At 45.3% G+C, this 16,322-nt stretch carries 13 protein-coding genes, 1 tRNA gene and 1 pseudogene; 10 read left to right on the top strand and 5 right to left on the bottom strand.

All coding sequences use genetic code 11. The features are described from left to right. Positions 1 to 5: 5 nt before the first annotated feature. On the bottom strand, positions 6 to 257 hold the full coding sequence (locus CALK_RS01690) for an SHOCT domain-containing protein (protein ID WP_022635906.1): 252 nt from the start codon (positions 255 to 257) through the stop codon (positions 6 to 8). A gap of 228 nt (positions 258 to 485) precedes the next feature. Next, positions 486 to 2,306, bottom strand: a pseudogene (locus tag CALK_RS01685) (polysaccharide deacetylase family protein); the annotation flags it as partial. Between the two features lie 827 nt (positions 2,307 to 3,133). Here CALK_RS01685 and CALK_RS01680 point away from each other — a divergent pair. Next, on the top strand, positions 3,134 to 4,414 hold the full coding sequence (locus tag CALK_RS01680; RefSeq protein ID WP_022635904.1) for a T9SS type A sorting domain-containing protein: 1,281 nt from the start codon (positions 3,134 to 3,136) through the stop codon (positions 4,412 to 4,414). Between the two features lie 205 nt (positions 4,415 to 4,619). Next, positions 4,620 to 6,032: a protein adenylyltransferase SelO gene (locus tag CALK_RS01675; RefSeq protein WP_022635903.1), complete on the top strand. Its 1,413-nt coding sequence runs from the start codon at positions 4,620 to 4,622 to the stop codon at positions 6,030 to 6,032. Positions 6,033 to 6,113: 81 nt separating this feature from the next. Here the strand turns inward: CALK_RS01675 and CALK_RS01670 are convergent. Then, positions 6,114 to 6,187, bottom strand: a tRNA-Arg gene (locus CALK_RS01670). Between the two features lie 125 nt (positions 6,188 to 6,312). On the opposite strand from CALK_RS01670, the gene CALK_RS01665 reads away from it, so the two are divergent. From CALK_RS01665 to CALK_RS01630, 8 genes are all read left to right on the top strand, one after another. After that, positions 6,313 to 7,266, top strand: a complete 954-nt coding sequence (locus tag CALK_RS01665; RefSeq protein WP_022635902.1) for a D-2-hydroxyacid dehydrogenase — start codon at positions 6,313 to 6,315, stop codon at positions 7,264 to 7,266. A 14-nt stretch (positions 7,267 to 7,280) separates the two neighbouring features. Then, positions 7,281 to 7,649, top strand: coding sequence for a co-chaperone GroES (locus tag CALK_RS01660; RefSeq protein WP_022635901.1), 369 nt, complete (start codon positions 7,281 to 7,283; stop codon positions 7,647 to 7,649). A 126-nt stretch (positions 7,650 to 7,775) separates the two neighbouring features. After that, positions 7,776 to 8,051, top strand: coding sequence for a hypothetical protein (locus CALK_RS01655; protein WP_022635900.1), 276 nt, complete (start codon positions 7,776 to 7,778; stop codon positions 8,049 to 8,051). A gap of 15 nt (positions 8,052 to 8,066) precedes the next feature. Further along, a complete protein-coding gene (locus CALK_RS01650) occupies positions 8,067 to 8,810 on the top strand; it encodes a hypothetical protein (protein ID WP_022635899.1) in 744 nt (247 codons plus the stop codon). A 57-nt stretch (positions 8,811 to 8,867) separates the two neighbouring features. Continuing rightward, the gene (locus CALK_RS01645; protein WP_022635898.1) at positions 8,868 to 11,129 is read left to right on the top strand and encodes an HDIG domain-containing metalloprotein; all 2,262 of its coding nucleotides are present in this window, start codon (positions 8,868 to 8,870) and stop codon (positions 11,127 to 11,129) included. Beyond that, positions 11,101 to 11,922: an ABC transporter substrate-binding protein gene (locus CALK_RS01640; protein ID WP_022635897.1), complete on the top strand. Its 822-nt coding sequence runs from the start codon at positions 11,101 to 11,103 to the stop codon at positions 11,920 to 11,922. The genes CALK_RS01645 and CALK_RS01640 overlap by 29 nt, the downstream gene beginning before the upstream one ends. A gap of 1 nt (position 11,923) precedes the next feature. Further along, positions 11,924 to 12,940 carry a FecCD family ABC transporter permease gene (locus tag CALK_RS01635; protein ID WP_022635896.1) on the top strand — a complete coding sequence of 339 codons (1,017 nt, stop codon included), beginning with the start codon at positions 11,924 to 11,926 and terminating at the stop codon, positions 12,938 to 12,940. Beyond that, positions 12,937 to 13,710, top strand: a complete 774-nt coding sequence (locus CALK_RS01630; protein ID WP_022635895.1) for an ABC transporter ATP-binding protein — start codon at positions 12,937 to 12,939, stop codon at positions 13,708 to 13,710. Before CALK_RS01635 ends, CALK_RS01630 begins: the two co-directional genes overlap by 4 nt. On the opposite strand, the gene CALK_RS01625 is transcribed toward CALK_RS01630, so the two are convergent. Together CALK_RS01625 and CALK_RS01620 are read right to left on the bottom strand one after the other, a co-directional pair. Further along, positions 13,657 to 14,271, bottom strand: a complete 615-nt coding sequence (locus tag CALK_RS01625; protein WP_162146687.1) for a thiamine phosphate synthase — start codon at positions 14,269 to 14,271, stop codon at positions 13,657 to 13,659. The two genes, CALK_RS01630 and CALK_RS01625, sit on opposite strands and share 54 nt — an antisense overlap. Beyond that, positions 14,252 to 16,312: a response regulator gene (locus tag CALK_RS01620; RefSeq protein WP_022635893.1), complete on the bottom strand. Its 2,061-nt coding sequence runs from the start codon at positions 16,310 to 16,312 to the stop codon at positions 14,252 to 14,254. Before CALK_RS01620 ends, CALK_RS01625 begins: the two co-directional genes overlap by 20 nt. Between the last annotated feature and the right edge of the window lie 10 nt (positions 16,313 to 16,322).

The raw sequence follows: 16,322 nt of genomic DNA, 5'->3' as shown, positions 1-16,322 counted from the left end.
AGGAATTACTCGGAAATATCCCGGCGCATTTGCTCAAACTCTTTCCGGGATATTTCACCCAGAACATACCGTTTTTTTAAGAGCTCCAAGGGAGATTGTACGCCCGCAGACTCTCCGTGCTCTTGGTTGACATTTCCATTTTTACACAAGCAGGAATGGTGTCTACACCGTCGAATAATCCCCCCAATCAAAGCACTTCCCAAAAGAAACGATGCGGTTTTACGTATAAGGCAGAAAGAAATACGCCCCTGTTTCATACAAACTCCTCTTTAAGATTCATCCTATTCATCACACTCACAATATAGGTATATTTCTCTGCATACTGTACTACTTGTTTCTCTTTTTGTCATATGCCAAGGGGACACGTAGAGATTCGACACCCACACCCTGCCGTTCTCCAAAAAAAATTCCTTACACTCTCCTGCGAAGAGATACAGAAAAAGGTAGGGAACCCCCTACCTTTTTCTGCACTATGATGTCTGCTCTTATCGCACAATGGTTCTCTTCACCGCCTGGATATTAGAGCCCTGTACACGGACAATTGCCGGGCCACGTGCCATGGTATTGTCTAAGCCAACCGCATTTTCTCCACGAGACAGTTTGACCTCACGCAGTGAGAGTAACTTACCATCTACACTGTGGATTGTCACTGTATATGTTCCTGCAGCTGGAACATTGAGGTTCAATCGAGTTCCACTAATTCCTGCAATGGAAATTTCTGAATCCCGAACTCTCTGGTGATCCGTAGAGATACGAGACGTTTCCTCGTCTGTGAGAAACTCGGCTCCAAAGAGTCTCATGCTTGTCACGGTAAGAGTAAGCTCTTCCCCGTTATCGGTGTGGTAAAAGGTAATACCCTTCACCCCTTCGGGAGATACGGAGGGAAGTCCCTTTCTTACATCTTCTATGGAAAGGGTTGCAGTGCGCTCTTGCCCCGCAGGCAATACAACACCACAGGGCTCCCAGCCACCATCTTCATAGGAGGTGGTATCTGAAAGAACAAGTCGGAAATCCCGATCGGCAGAATAGGTAACCTCCATGCCCGTAGCATCTGAGAAATCAACACTCTCTTCCAGCCAGAGAAGTAACCCAAGATATGAATTGCTTTCTCCACGATTTAAATCAGCCACAAGATCACCTTCTGTACCATCAGAGTGTATCTCTACCGAGGAAGTGGTATCAGCGTAGCCATCCCATTGTGCCCACTCCCAAGGAAGCAGCGCAATATACGAATCATCATCACCACCAATTGATTCCCAGACTGCCTCAATAACAACGTTGGATGTACCAACTTCAAAAGAGTTATCCGTAATAGAAATATCACCTGAAACAACACGCCATTCTAAAAACCGCTTTCCTTCGGGGGCTGTACCCACCGTGAGATCTACGATCTCTCCCTCCTGGGCCCGTACGGCGCTTGCAGATCCGCCATCAACCTGTATTGTGTAGGTTGTAATTTCATCATCGGAATCGCCACTGTCATCATCGAGATCTCGTTCCCATGGGGGAGTAGGGTTGGTCCACCAATCATTTTCCCACCACGTATCATGGTCGGGCCAGAAATCAACATGGCTGTATCTTCCACTATTGTCGTCTGCGTCAAAGGGTACCCGTGGATTGGGGTTCCACGTATCCCGGGGAATAAACAATTCAGGCTGCATTTGTTTCATGGCAAAAAGCTCTCGCACTGTCACAAACACATACCCTCGCTCAACCAGCTGGGGAATAAAGTGTTGCAACGCATCAACCGTACCCTGTCTTCTTCCAGCAGGGGCATCATGCATAAGAATAATGGTACCACAACGAACCCGATCACTGGAAAGAAGCTCCGCAGCCATCCCTTCGGGATCTTCTTGGTTGCTAACACTCCAGTCATTTGTATCATAAATAGCATGTACAAAGGGCATATTGAGCTTTCTGTCAAGGCCTTCCAGCTGGCTTCCCCACTCAAAAAAGGGCGCGCGGAAAGAAAAGGGCCAGTACCCCGTTATGTCATAAATCAATTCGGAATTTCGCTGAATATTCTCCCGAGCCTCTTCGGGCGTTTCCAAGATTACTTGGTTGCCCTGATCATCCCTCGAATCGGAATGAGCTCCGCCATGAGAGTAGTGGTAATAGCCATGATTGTCTACATCATGTCCTTCTGCGGTAGCACGCCTCATTACAGGTATGGTTTCATCATTCACCTGATCACCGTTAATATAAAAGGTTACCCGAGCCTCGGGATCAAGACGCTTCACCTCATCAAGAATCTGAACCGTTTCATTGGTATTAGGTCCATCATCAAAGGTTAAGGCAATATATTTTTTCCTGTGGGTATACTCGAGATAGGTCTTCGGCCCATACTCTCAGCCACAACACTTGCCACAAGGGCTGCCACCAAAATAAGTAGCACCGTACATCTTACATGTCTCATCCGAATCATCCTTTTTAAAGGTCGTTTCTTCGCATTTTGCAGTAAGGTACTATAGAATTTTCGAAAATTCCAAAAAAAATAGTTATCCCCCTATCTCAAGGATACTCGTGGAATTTTGCATATAAAACGACAAAAACGTGACAAGAAAAAACGCCTCTCATGGAATGCAAAGACGACGGATATCTTCACAGCTGTCTTTCCACAGGCTTTGAAATCATCGGAAAATTAAACGAAGATAGACACGAATCAATAATAGTCAAGACTCCCCAATTCCCTTGCGCAGGAAACCACGGGTGAAATTAGTTGTGAAAAACCAGAGATCTTTTTGTAAAGATAAACCTGTACAGTGGAACGATGACTTCTCTTGTTATTTTTGGAAATACGGATGAGGTGGTATAGTGACACGTTCTGTAATATGGTCTACTTTTACATAGCAATCCAGTGACACCGCAGAATAGAGCCATTATGTTCATTGCTTTCATCTATTGATTATTTGAGTTCTACATGCCCCCCTATGCCGATTTTGTAAATAAGGGGGGGGCACAGTACTAACATAGATTGGTAGAGTATCCCCACGAACCTTTTTTTAAGAGTGCAAACATTTTTTTTAATTTAGAGAAAAAAATGTATATCTTATATTCAATCCCGATATGCTTTCATACACCTTCTTTTTACCATCGGGGCAGTTTCTATTTTAATTTTTTAAGGAGTACTATCATGAAAATCATGATCCCTAGGTGGTGTAATCCCGGTATGGCACTATTTCTCATTCTTTGTCTTTTTCCAACGGCTTCTTTGGCCCAATGGGAGCATATTACTGAAGCAGAACCCGGTACGAAGATAACCGCTGTTTCCGGCAACACAAACATGATTCTTACAGCCCATTCAAATCAGAGCGGTTCCATGATACGCCGTTATTCAAGAGAAACAGAACAAGCCAATGCTGTGCTTTTTACAGGAAATCCCGTAGTAGAATTTTCTCTCCTCGATTCCCTGTTTTTTGCGATTGAAGACAAGAGCGACTCGCGAATGTACTACTCAAGGGACGATGGTGAATATTGGTCTGAAGAGTGGTCTCTCTCTCTGAAACCAGGGTCTAAAGTCCTACGAAACGGCTCCACACGAATTCTTTTTTCAAGTACTGGTAAAGGTAACATCTCAAAACTTGATAGACATTTACGACATTTCGACACCCTTGTCGATTCTATCGTAGGAGGAGGAATAGGATTTATCCAGTTTATAGATCCTTTGGTATTTGATGAAGGAGTGCTCTTTCTATTTTCATTATGGGGAGGTGGAGGAGGTCAGGGACATGCATCAATTTCCGGTGGCCGAATCCTTTGGGATACGAACAACACCTCCCTAAAAAAAGCTGACCCCCTCGGTGTAAAACATCCCGAGCGATTGGCAATACATGAGGATACGCTCTATTGTTTTACCACCACAGGATCACTCTACCTTTCCCCTGATATGGGGAACACATGGATTGCCTCGGATAGAGAAACCGACGGGTATATCTTTCTTGGAAAAATGGGTGATACCTTTGTGGCAGCACGAGGGGATACCGATGACGCTCTTTTTCTAAGCAAGGATGGTGCTCGTTCATGGGAAAGAATACCTACTCCGACACCACTGCCTCATGAATCTCTTTATCTAATACGTCGGTTTGGAGTGCATATTCTGGATGATGCAATCTTGCTCAACACAGGAGAACAAGTATACCTTTTCTCTGAAGGTGCGACCAATACCATAGACTCTGATTATGAACCCCGCAGCGATGTTACAAAAATCACCCATGGCCCCGGATTCTTTACGGTTGCTTTGCATGACAAATCCCCCTCCACGGTACGCTTGATGACATCGGCGGGGCGACAGATTGCAATTTCTCAAGGACAAAAAGAGCACCGTATTGCCACAAAAACGCTTTCCCACGGGGTATATTTTGTACGAATTGAATCAGGAAATATTCACAAAAATTTTCAGCTACGCATTCCTTAAATACAGAGCAAACCTGCCCAATTGGGCAGGTTTAAATTACTCTATCTTACTCCAAATCCGTATTACTATTTATAGGGAACCTTGTAGTAGAAGCATAATTCTTACGTAATTCACAACCATTACCGTTATGAAAGTCTCATATTAGAACTCCCCAGTATATATTGAAAAGAAGAACCGATCCCTCCACCCTTTTCCGGAGGTTTTCATGACTTCTGAATTTAGATTTCATACAACGTACACCCATCAGGATCCGGCCCTTTTTTCCTTTGTAACGCCGGCTAAAATGCTCCATCCGAAACCACTGCTCTTTAATACGAATCTCCAAAAAAAGTATGCCCTCCCCGATGAATCTTACCTTATCACGATGTTGCGTCGGGGCGAATATGTAGAACCTCCTTTCGCCCAAGCCTACGCGGGCCACCAATTTGGTAATTTTACAATACTGGGAGATGGGCGCGCAGCCCTCTTGGGGGAACATATTGATCCCCGGGGTATTCGCCATGACATTCAGCTAAAAGGTAGTGGTCCTACTCCGTACTCCCGTGGGGGGGACGGTAAAGCCACAACCAGTGCCATGCTCCGGGAGTATATCTACAGTGAATGCTTGGCACATCTTGGTGTGCGCAGCTCTCGCAGTCTTGCCGTTATCGAAACAGATACGCCAGTATATCGACAAAAAAGAGAGACCGGGGCGGTGCTGATACGAAGCATGCACAGCCATATTCGCATCGGAACATTTCAGTACCGCGCGGCAACAGGAACAGAGCAAGAATTACGCCAATTCACAGATTACGTCATAGACCGACTGTATCCTGAACTAACAGAGAGGAAAGATTCCTACCTCCTCTTTTTTGAGAAAGTGATGCATGCACTCATGGATATGGTGATAGACTGGTACCGTATCGGTTTTATCCACGGTGTTATGAATACGGATAACATGAGCATCTCCGGGGAAAGTTTTGATTACGGCCCCTGTGCATTCATGAATGCCTATGATCCACAAACGGTCTTCAGCTCCATAGACAGACACGGGAGATACTCCTTTAAAAACCAACGACAGATACTTCTCTGGAACCTCGCTCGCTTTGCCGAAACCATTGCCCCTCTCGTAGGAACACACCCCACAGAGGGAGTACACCGGCTTACCAAGGTGCTTCAGTCTTTCAATGCAAAGTTTACCAAAAAGTATTTCCATATGATGCAGGAAAAACTCGGAATACCGCCTGAGATTGACGGACGAAAAGAGGTTGAAGACATTCTTCAGTGGCTGGAATATTCTGCTGCAGACTACACAAACACCTTTCTTGAACTGCGCCGTCCCGGCACTTTTCATGACTCAATCTACGGCACCACTGAGTTTCAACGAATACGTCGTACTATTGCAAAAATAGGGTTGCAGGAGGAACGTATGGACCGAGCAAACCCCACATACATTCCGCGAAATTATCTCGTTGAAGAAGCCTTGGATCAATATACCCATGAAGGTTCTCTTGCAAAGGTGCACCGTCTACTGCAGGTAGTACAAACACCGTGGAGAAAAGAGCCTGCGTATCCAGCATATCAAACACCGCCAGATCCAAGATATGACCGTAGATACACGACATTTTGCAACACCTAACGACTGCCATAACATGTTCGTAAAAGGAGACATAAATACTATAAAACAGTACATTTTGGGCAATGGGAGAGGATGAGGAAGTACACCCTAGAGGATTCGAACCTCTGACCTACGGATTAGAAATCCGTTGCTCTATCCAGCTGAGCTAAGGGTGCAACCAATTTGGCGATAATATATATCAAACTCCCTCCCACAACAAATTCTTTTATAATTTTTATCCACCGTAGAAAAGTGGATTTTTTTGAAGCCCTGTAGTATTTTCGATAAAAAGGAGGAACGCATGAAAATAACTGTTCTTGATGGACACGCTCTCAACCCAGGAGACCTCTCGTGGGACCAACTACGTACATTTGGAGAGGTTGACATATACGAAAACACTACACAGGACATGGTTATAGCACGCCTCAAAGAAAGCGATATCGCTATTATCAACAAAGTAATTTTGTCTCCGGAGATTCTTCAAAAATTGCCTCATCTTAGCCTTGTGGCAGTCACTGCAACGGGAGTGAACAATGTGGCTCTGGAAACAGCAAAGCAACTGGGTATTACCGTATGTAATGTTCCTGCCTATAGTACAGACTCCGTGGCACAAATGGTATTTGCCCACATACTTGCCAGTACAAACCGCGTTCGGGAACACTCAGATTCCGTAAAACAGGGTGAATGGGAACGGGCAGAACAATTCTCCTACTGGAAATACCCACTTATGGAGCTTGCAGGAAAACAAATGGGAATCATCGGTTTTGGAAATATCGGAAAAGCCGTAGCCACCATTGCGAAGGCCTTTGGTATGCACATTTGTTGCCACACACGCACCGTGCCAGAAGAGGATGTACCGAATGTAACATTTATGGACAAAGAGTCTTTATTCGCTCACAGTGACATTGTGGTATTAACCTGCCCCCTCACAGAAGAGACACATCACATCATTAATTCAGAAACCTTGAAACAGATGAAAAAAACCGCCCTTCTTATCAATACAGGTCGTGGAGATCTCATAGATGAAACAGCCTTGGCACAAGCCCTTACCCATGGAGAGATTGCCCACGCCGGCGTTGATGTACTCCATGAAGAACCTCCCGTGTCAGGATCCCCCCTTATCTCAGCGCCCAATACCATGATAACCCCCCATATTGCGTGGGCCAGTTTTGAAGCACGCACGAGAGCTATGGAAATCACCTGCAAAAATATCGAACAATTTTGCGCCGGAACCCCTCAAAACAGCGTCGTATAAGGAATACACTACTTATGACACATGCGGAAAAAGAAATTCTTGTAATCGGAGACAGACTTCTCATTGCACCAGCACGTGACGGAGAAAAGACATCTGGCGGGCTATACCTTCCCCAAAGCGTAGAAAAAAAGAACGCCGTAAAATCCGGTATCGTTGTACAAACAGGTCCCGGCTATCTCATCCCCGCTTCTCTGGAACAGGATGAATGGCATGAACATGAGGACGCTCCCCGGTACATACCGTTACAGGTTCAGAAAGGAGATTTCGTACTGTTCCTTAAAAAACAGGCCATTGAAATAGAGTACGATGAAAAAACATATATGATTGTTCAACAAAGTGATATTCTGACCATTATCCGGGATAAAATATTGGGATCACTCTAAAAGGATTTCTATTTATTTTGAGGTATGATAAACTTTTAATTGAATTATGTACTATCTATGATTATATTTAGTTTTAGATTAAACCAGCGACAGGATTGTCCTACTACAGACTAGAGGAGTATACGTATGAAATTTGGAAAGAACCTGGTGAAGCTTGTTACCATCAGTGCAGCCCTGTCTGCATTTATGTTAACCGGCTGTACGCAACGTCCCGATGAAGAGCAACTCCACCGATTGGAAGAAGCTCGCGGTGCTGCACAGAGTGCAGAACAAACTCGATACGAAAAAGTTGAAGAGCGACGCCTTCTTGAGCAAGAGGTGAGTGACAAAGAGGGAACACTGCAACGCCACGAAGAAGAACGTAATGATATTCAGCAGCAGATGGACCAACGGGAAAACTAATTGAAGGGGTATGCAATGAAATATAACCTAGTCGCACTAGTAGCCGCCCTTTTTATTACTGCCACCAGCGCAAGCGCTGCATGGCAATATGAAAAGGTCCCCGGCGAGTATGACACTATGACCATCGAAACGTACAATCTTGAATTACAAGAAGCGCTTGATGAAGAGCAGCAGCTTCGTCATCAGATTGGGGAAGAACAAGCAAAAATTGATAGCTTACGACAGCTTTTATCTGATCTTGACGAAGGCATTGCGGCGGTTATCCAAGAAAAATATGATATTCTGGGTATCACCGAAACTGACGTTGAAGCTGCCAAGGAAGAAATTGCGGATATTCGTCGCAACCTGGAGTTGCTTCTTGGTATCACACCGGAAGAGCTGCTTCGAAGAAAAAGCGAAATTGCAGAAAATGAAGATCGTATCATGGCACTTAAAGAGCAACCCGTATCCCTCCTCTGGGAAATACGTGACAAAATTGCCGAATTAGACACCTTGCTTGAACGGGTGAAGAATCACCTTCCTGATCAAGTAACAAGCTATGTTGTACAGGATCGTCCCGGTAATCGTGACTGTCTCTATCGTATTGCAGAATTTGAGAAAATTTACTCAGATGCAAGCCGATGGCCTGAAATATATCGGGCAAATAGACAAACAATTGATCGCGACTACGAACGGTATCGTCGTCTTGTGGATGAACCGAAGTATGATCGTCCAGAAGACTTGATCTTCCCCGGCCAGGTTTTTGAAATACCTCGATAAGACAGGTATGTACCACACAGAGATCCCGGTATTTCTTCCGGGATCTTATTCTTCATCATGAAACAACAAAAAAGATCCACCAGAACTATTACACATCTTAACAAGTCGCGTCCCCCCTTTGAAGGACGGAACTATAAGTTTGTCCTTGCAATCGTTCTTTTTATAGCGGCGCTTATTCTCACCTTTCCCTATGAACAGGGTGCACAAAAGAGTAGCTATCCCACCGTGGGAGAAGTTTCTCCCAAAACAATTATTGCCCCCTATACCTTTGAAGTTTTAAAAAATGACACCCTTCTTCGTCTTGAAGAACAACGTCTTCTTGCTGATGCCTATCCCGTATACACCTACGATGAGAAAAAACGACAACGGGCACAAAACCATGCACTCTACATTTTCTCACAAATTGATACCATCCTCTCCTTTGATAGCATTGAACACAAAGAAGCGAAATCATTTCTCGACAGCCTCGGCTTGTTTACGTACAGAGAGGCAAAGGCTCTGCGAGCAAATCAGGATGCTGTAAAAGCTGCGCAACAGCAAATATCTTCAATGATTGACCGTGGCATACGTGCTCCCATGCCGGAAACACTCCCCACCCCTGAAGATGATCGGTTATTAGATAAGTTACGAAAAAACACTATCCATCGAGATATCCGTGTATATACAGGTGATGACACAACCGTAGTTTCAAAGGATTCCCTATACAGCAGGCCAGAAGTGTATGATGCGGTCTTGTCAGAGCTGCCTTCCGTGGACCAATCAAAAAACATGTACTTTACCTCTGCATTGTATAAGATAATGGACCAGATTTTTTTGGACACCTACACCTTTGAACCCGCTAAGACCCTGCACACAGTGGAAGAAGCACTTGAAGAGATAGATTCAGTAAAAACAAAGGTCATTGAAAATGTTGAAATAGTTCGAAAACATCAACGGGTAGATCATCATACCCATGAAATCCTTTCTACGCTACAATCCATGGAGGAACAAACAAGGGCAGAAGATTCACGGCAGCAAATATTGAAAAATATATCTGCCTTGCTCCTCTTATCTCTTCTCTCCGTGCTCATAATCACCTTTCTTCGCCAATTCATCCCCTTAGACCTCACCGCCGACACCTATTTTCTTCTGCTATCGTGCATGACTGCTCTCCAGCTTTTTATTATCCGCGGTGCCTACCTTTTCTTTCCAACCCTTTTTCTTGAAAACAGTACCACAGCAACAACCTCTTTGGAAATTCTTTTTAACGGTGTTCCCATGTTAGTGGGAGTATTTCTTGCATCAATGCTCTTTAATCGTGAAACAGGACTTCTTATCAGTGTTTTTTTTGCAGTCTACCTTGGTATTGCCACGGAGTTCAATTTTATTTCAGTCATTAAAATCCTTATCACGGGAGGAATTGCCTCACATATGGCTCATTCCATCCGATACAGGAAAGATTATCTGCGCATTGTACTTCTTCTCACCCTCATCAATACGGTTGTGGTATCTTTAGCCATCTACTACAATTATGAATTAACTCCTCATCTTACCATGATCGCCGCCGCCTTTGCCTTCTCCGATGTATTCTTTTCCGTAATTATCACCATTCTTCTTCTTCCTCTCATTGAATCTCGATTCAGTATCACCACGGATATGAAGCTCCTTGAGCTTGCTGATATGAGTCATCCCCTTATGAAACGGCTCTCCATTGAAGCACCTGGTACATACAACCACTCCATACTAGTAGCTAATTTGGCAGAATCTGCCTCAGATGAAATTGGTACAAACTCACTGCTCTGTAGAGTAGCAGCGTACTACCACGATATCGGGAAACTTGAAAAGGATCCCCGTAATTTTATTGAGAATCAGGGTAATTGTGAAAACCCCCATGACCATATGCCTCCCCATGAGAGTGCACGTCTGATAATTGACCATGTAGAAATGGGCGTACGCCTTGCAAAAAAACATCAATTACCGGGAAGTATTATCTCTGCCATACAGGAGCATCATGGAGACGCCTGTATGCAGTATTTCTACAATAAGGCCCTTCATACAAATCCTGAAGAGATCCCTGCACGGGAAACCTATTATTACACCGGTCCGAAACCGCAGACGGCAGAAACTGCAATTCTTCTTTTGGCAGACTCTCTCGAAGCTGCCTCACGCAGTTACTCTGGTGATTCCATGGCCAATCTTGATGGGTTTATTAAGAAAATCATTTATGAAAAAATTCGTCTCGGTTTATTAGAAGAATCAACCCTGACCTTTGATGACATACACAAAATGACCCGGGGATTTTCCCGTATTCTTGAAGGAGTCTCTCACAATCGTCGATAAAAAATGTTTCTTTCTTCTCCTTATGCTTGTGTTGCAGATGCATGCCGAAGACCTACGTATTGTCTCCTTATCCCCTGCCATTGATAACTACTTGGCATCCTTAGGAAAAACTGAATACATCGTAGGTACCACCTCGCACTCCACAGTGGAAGATGCACAGGTTGTGGGGGATGTGCTCTCCCTCAATGTTGAAACGGTCTTACGCTTGCAACCGGACTATATCCTAACTACGCCCATCACCCCCCAAAATAAACGTACTCTCTTAGAACAAGCCGGAGCAACTGTGCATGTTTTTGATACTCCTCGTTCTTTTTCAGATCTCTGTCGACAGTATATTGCCGTTGCCTCTCTTGTGGGAGACTCCCTCAGTGCTGAAAAGCTCTGCGACTCTCTCTTAGCACAAACAGACTCTCTCAACAAAGTAAGTGCTACGCACGATGGCCCCACGGTTTTTTTTCAAATTGGGAAAGATCCCCTTTTTACCATTACACAGCACTCCTTTATCCATGACTACCTATCCCTTTGTGGTGCCAAAAATATTGCTGCCGACGCGGTGCGGGGAAACTACTCCATGGAAACTCTCTATCGGCATAATCCCGATGTTATTATCGCCACAACCATGGGGCAAAGCCAGGAGAAAATACGGCAGTATTGGCAGGACCACCCTTCCCTGAAAGCTGTTGCAACGGATAATGTTTTTATTATGGATGCTGATTCTGTTTGCAGTCCCAGCCCGCCCATGTTTATGGATGTGCTATTTCGGATTAATCGTATTTTGGAGACACACCAATAGTATGGTCCGTCAAAACTCATTGCTTCTGATTTCTGGCAGCATTCTGCTCCTCCTTGTCACGGGGATCGTACTTCTTTGGTCTCTCTCTTCTGGAGAGTACCCCCTTTCTCTTAGAGAAATCCTCTTTCATAGAAACAGCTTTTCGGAAATTGATACAACAATTCTTTATACCCTTCGAATGCCCCGGAGTATGCTCGCCTTTTCCGTAGGTTCTTCCCTGGCTACTGCTGGAGTAATTCTTCAAGCGGTGTACAGAAACCCCATGATTGAACCCTACACCCTGGGCATTTCCGGTGGAGCCTCTTTTGCCGTGGCCATGGCGGTTATCCTCCCCATACCCCTTATTCCTCCTCAGATACTGCTCCCTGTAGCTGGATTTATCGGCGCCATGGGAGTAACCCTTCTTCTGTATATTCCAACCCCGGGCCAAAGCCTTGTACAGCGACATACAACAATTCTCCTGCGGGGCATCATGATTAGCTTTCTTGCGTCATCCCTCGTATTGCTCATTATCTCTCTTTCTCCCGCCCACACAATCTCAGAAATACTCAACTGGCTTATGGGGTCCTTGGAGCAACCCTTTCGTCCCCTTGTATATCTTTCGGGAATTACCTCGATACTTGGTCTCCTACTGGCCCTTCTCTCTACAGCATCAATCAACGCCCTCTACCTTGGCTTTGATGAGGCTCACACCTTGGGTATTTCTCCGCAACGAATTCTCCCGCTTCTCTTTTTTCTCGCAGCAATTCTCACGGGAGTTTCCGTAGCTGCAACAGGTATTATCGGATTTGTCGGTCTTGTTATTCCTCATACCGTCCGAATAGTTACGGGAAATGACCACCTGCCGCTTCTGCTCTTTTCGTGGTTTGGAGGTGGTATTTTTCTTCTGGTATGTGACACCTTAGCACGAACACTCTTTGTTCCCATAGAGCTTCCAGTGGGAGTACTTACGGGCATTATCGGTGCAGTGGTCTTTTTGTTCCTCCTCAAAGACACAAAGGGAGAGTATTCCCTATGAATAGGGGGATTTTCGCAACCAATCTCTCCGGAGGCTACGGAGCACATACGGTACTGCATAACCTCTCTTTCTATGCCCATCCCGGTGAAATAGTTGGAGTCATTGGTCCCAACGGCTGCGGTAAATCAACACTTCTGAAAATGTGTACGGGCATACTCCCCCATACGGGCACACTGCTGCTTGGCGGAAAATGCCTCACCAGCCTCACGCCGAAACACCGAGCACAAACAGTGACACTGATTCCCCCGCGTATGGCAGCGCTCAATCTTACGGTGTTTCAATACGTCTCTCTTGGAAGAACCCCCTATCATTCCTCCCATGCCCCCCTATGGCCTCGAGGAGAAAAAAAACGAGTAGAGAAGATCCTCACAGAAGTGGGTATTCTCCACTTGGCACATCGAAAGACAACAACCCTTAGCAGTGGAGAACAACAACTTGCCCAATGCTGCCGCGCCCTCTGTCAAGACCCGGATATCTATCTATTTGATGAACCCTTGGCCCATCTTGATATTACCCACCAAGGAGATATTCTCTCCTTAATGCACACCATGGCCCATAGAGGGAAAACAGTGGTTGTGGTTATTCATGATCTTACCGTGGCCGGACTCTTTTGCTCACGCCTTAACCTCCTCAATCATGGACGTATTATTGCCGAAGGACCTGCGGAGGAGGTCTTACAGGAAAAACATCTTCATCAGGTATATCAGGGAAATGTCTCAGTCGGGAATCCTCACATGACGACCCCCGTAATCCTTCCACGAATACCGTAAATACACGTCTTGGCACTCTAAAAAAGCTTCCAAGGGATTGGGAGCTGTCCAGAGAGCTCCCATGAGAGCGACTCCGTTGAATCCCAGAGAAGCCATGGATGGAATATGCGCAGAGGTAATCCCCCCAAGGGCGATAAGAGCAGCCGATCGCTTTCTACGAAGAAAGTCCTGCACGGACGCATCGTCAAATTGTTGCTCATACCCTTTTTTAGAGATACTATCTCTCATGGGACTGAGAAAAAGATACTCCATTGAATGCTCTAAGACACTCACTTCTCGAAAGGTATGACAAGATGCACTGCGCCCTTTTTTCCCGTCCTTTACATCCCGTCCAGTCAAATGTAAGGAGATATCCGGAAAAAGAGGCAGAAGATCTGCCTTCCCATGTACAGAGATATGGGGATATGTCTCTCTTGGAAGAGCGCGCAAAAGATGTGCCACCGACTCCGTAGAAACGTTAGGTTTACGGATATGATAACGACTTAACCCTGCTCTAAGGAGCGCTGTAATCAGGGAAGCCTCTTCGGCAAAAGAGGTCTCCTTAGAAATTGCGACGATCACGCACACCCCACTGCAAAATCTTCTCTCGAAGCATATTCGGTTTCACTGGCTTTGCAATATAATCATTCATGCCGCTCGTTACACATTTTTCACGATCACCCTGCATGGCATTAGCAGTCATGGCAATAATGGGTATCTCACGCTGCAACACCTCAGGATCACGGCGAATGGCGCGCGTTGCAGCATAGCCGTCCATAACAGGCATCTGCACATCCATAAAAACCACGTTCACCCGGTTTTCTCGTAAATAGCACAAAGCCTCTTCACCATTACTGGCAACATCGGCTGTAACACCAATTTTCTTACACATCATTTGGGCCACCTTCTGATTCACCGGATTATCCTCCACAATAAGAACAGAGAGGTCTTCAAAATGACGAGCCGCTCGCTGCTGCGGCGCTGGTTCCTCTGGCACCGAAGTGTCTTGGTTTCCCACAAGATCTATGAGGGAGTTACATAAGTTTGTTGCCCGGAGAGGTTTCAGTAGCACCGCAGAAAAAAGATCTGACCATGTCCCTTCCTGCTCTTTCTTCCTGTTATAATTAACGGAGGTCATGAGAATAAGAGCAAGGCTGTCATATTCTGAACGTTTACGAATCCATCGAGCAAATTCAACGCCTGTTTCGTAGGGCATTTGCAAATCAAGAATTGCCACGGTAAAGGGAGTACGCCGTGTATGAGAACGTGCCAGGATCTCACGGGCCTCCTGAGGGTTTTCCGCACACTCCACAGAAACACCACAGCTTTGGAGATTTTTCTTTACCACCATTCGATTAGTACCGTTATCATCAACCACCAAGGCATATACGCCCCGCAGATGATACTCTTGAAAACTCTTTGTATATGTTTTACGTGACTTTTCCAGAGCGATGGTAAAACTAAAGGCAGTACCCTCTCCCACGGTGCTCACAACAGAAATGGTTCCATCCATAATTTCAATAAGCCGTTTTGAAATAGCCAAACCAAGGCCTGTCCCTCCAAACTTACGTGTTGTAGAAGCATCGGCTTGGGAGAAACTGTCAAAAATTGCCTCCTGTTTCTTCTTTTCTATGCCAATTCCTGTATCAACCACATCAAAATCAAGAAGGATGGTTTGTTCCATATCCTTTTGCACCCGACAAAACACAGATACTTCACCCGCATCGGTAAATTTTATGGCATTTCCCGCTAGATTCAGCAAAATCTGCCGAATACGGCCGGGGTCCCCCACTAAAAAGCCCGGAACCCCCGGGGCTACGGAAAGGATGAATTCAAGCCCTTTTTGTTCTGCCTTAAAGGCAATGGTTGCCGCAAAATCATCCAGCATTTCCCGTATATCAAAGGTAATATTTTCAAACTCCATCTTCCCCGCTTCTATCTTGGAAAAATCCAAAATATCATTAATAATCGTCAAGAGTGCTTCCGTACTGTTACGTACCACCGTCACATACTCACGCTGTTCGGGATGGAGTGCTGTTTCAAGAAGTAAGTCATTCATACCAAGAATGCCGTTCATGGGGGTACGAATTTCATGACTCATATTTGCCAGAAAATCACTCTTTGCACGGCTAGCTGCATGAGCTCGTTGTGCCATCTCCTGTGAGCATCGACTTTCTTCGCTCAGACGCTGGTTCAGTAAAAGCACCTTTTCTTTCGATTTTTGCGACTCTGCAGCAACACGCTGTGACTCGCGAAGAGCCCAGGCAAAATCCTTTTTAAACTCCTCATATGATTTGATGAGTGAATTATATGCTTCTATCATATCAGCAATATCGTCCCCCCCTGTATCTGAAACAAGAAGGGCTCCATGGGGATTGTCCTTCGCTGACAAGAGAGAGGAAGAAAGTTTACGGAGCCGTTGAAAAAGAATACGACGGAGAAGAACAACGGTATATACCCAAAAAAAGCCTCCCATACCAAGGATACATACCAAGCCCCCCATTGTCGAGCCTTCGGAAAAAAGGGGCGGCTGCACAAAGAGATAGGCAAGAACACCTACGCCAAGTGGAGCAAGAAGAAAAAGGGCACAACGGGTTTCAACAGTTCGAACGGGAAAAATCATGTGGTCTCAC

It is taken from the genome of Chitinivibrio alkaliphilus ACht1 (assembly GCF_000474745.1).
Taxonomy (GTDB): domain Bacteria; phylum Fibrobacterota; class Chitinivibrionia; order Chitinivibrionales; family Chitinivibrionaceae; genus Chitinivibrio; species Chitinivibrio alkaliphilus.
This window is presented reverse-complemented; position numbering and strand designations above follow the sequence as displayed.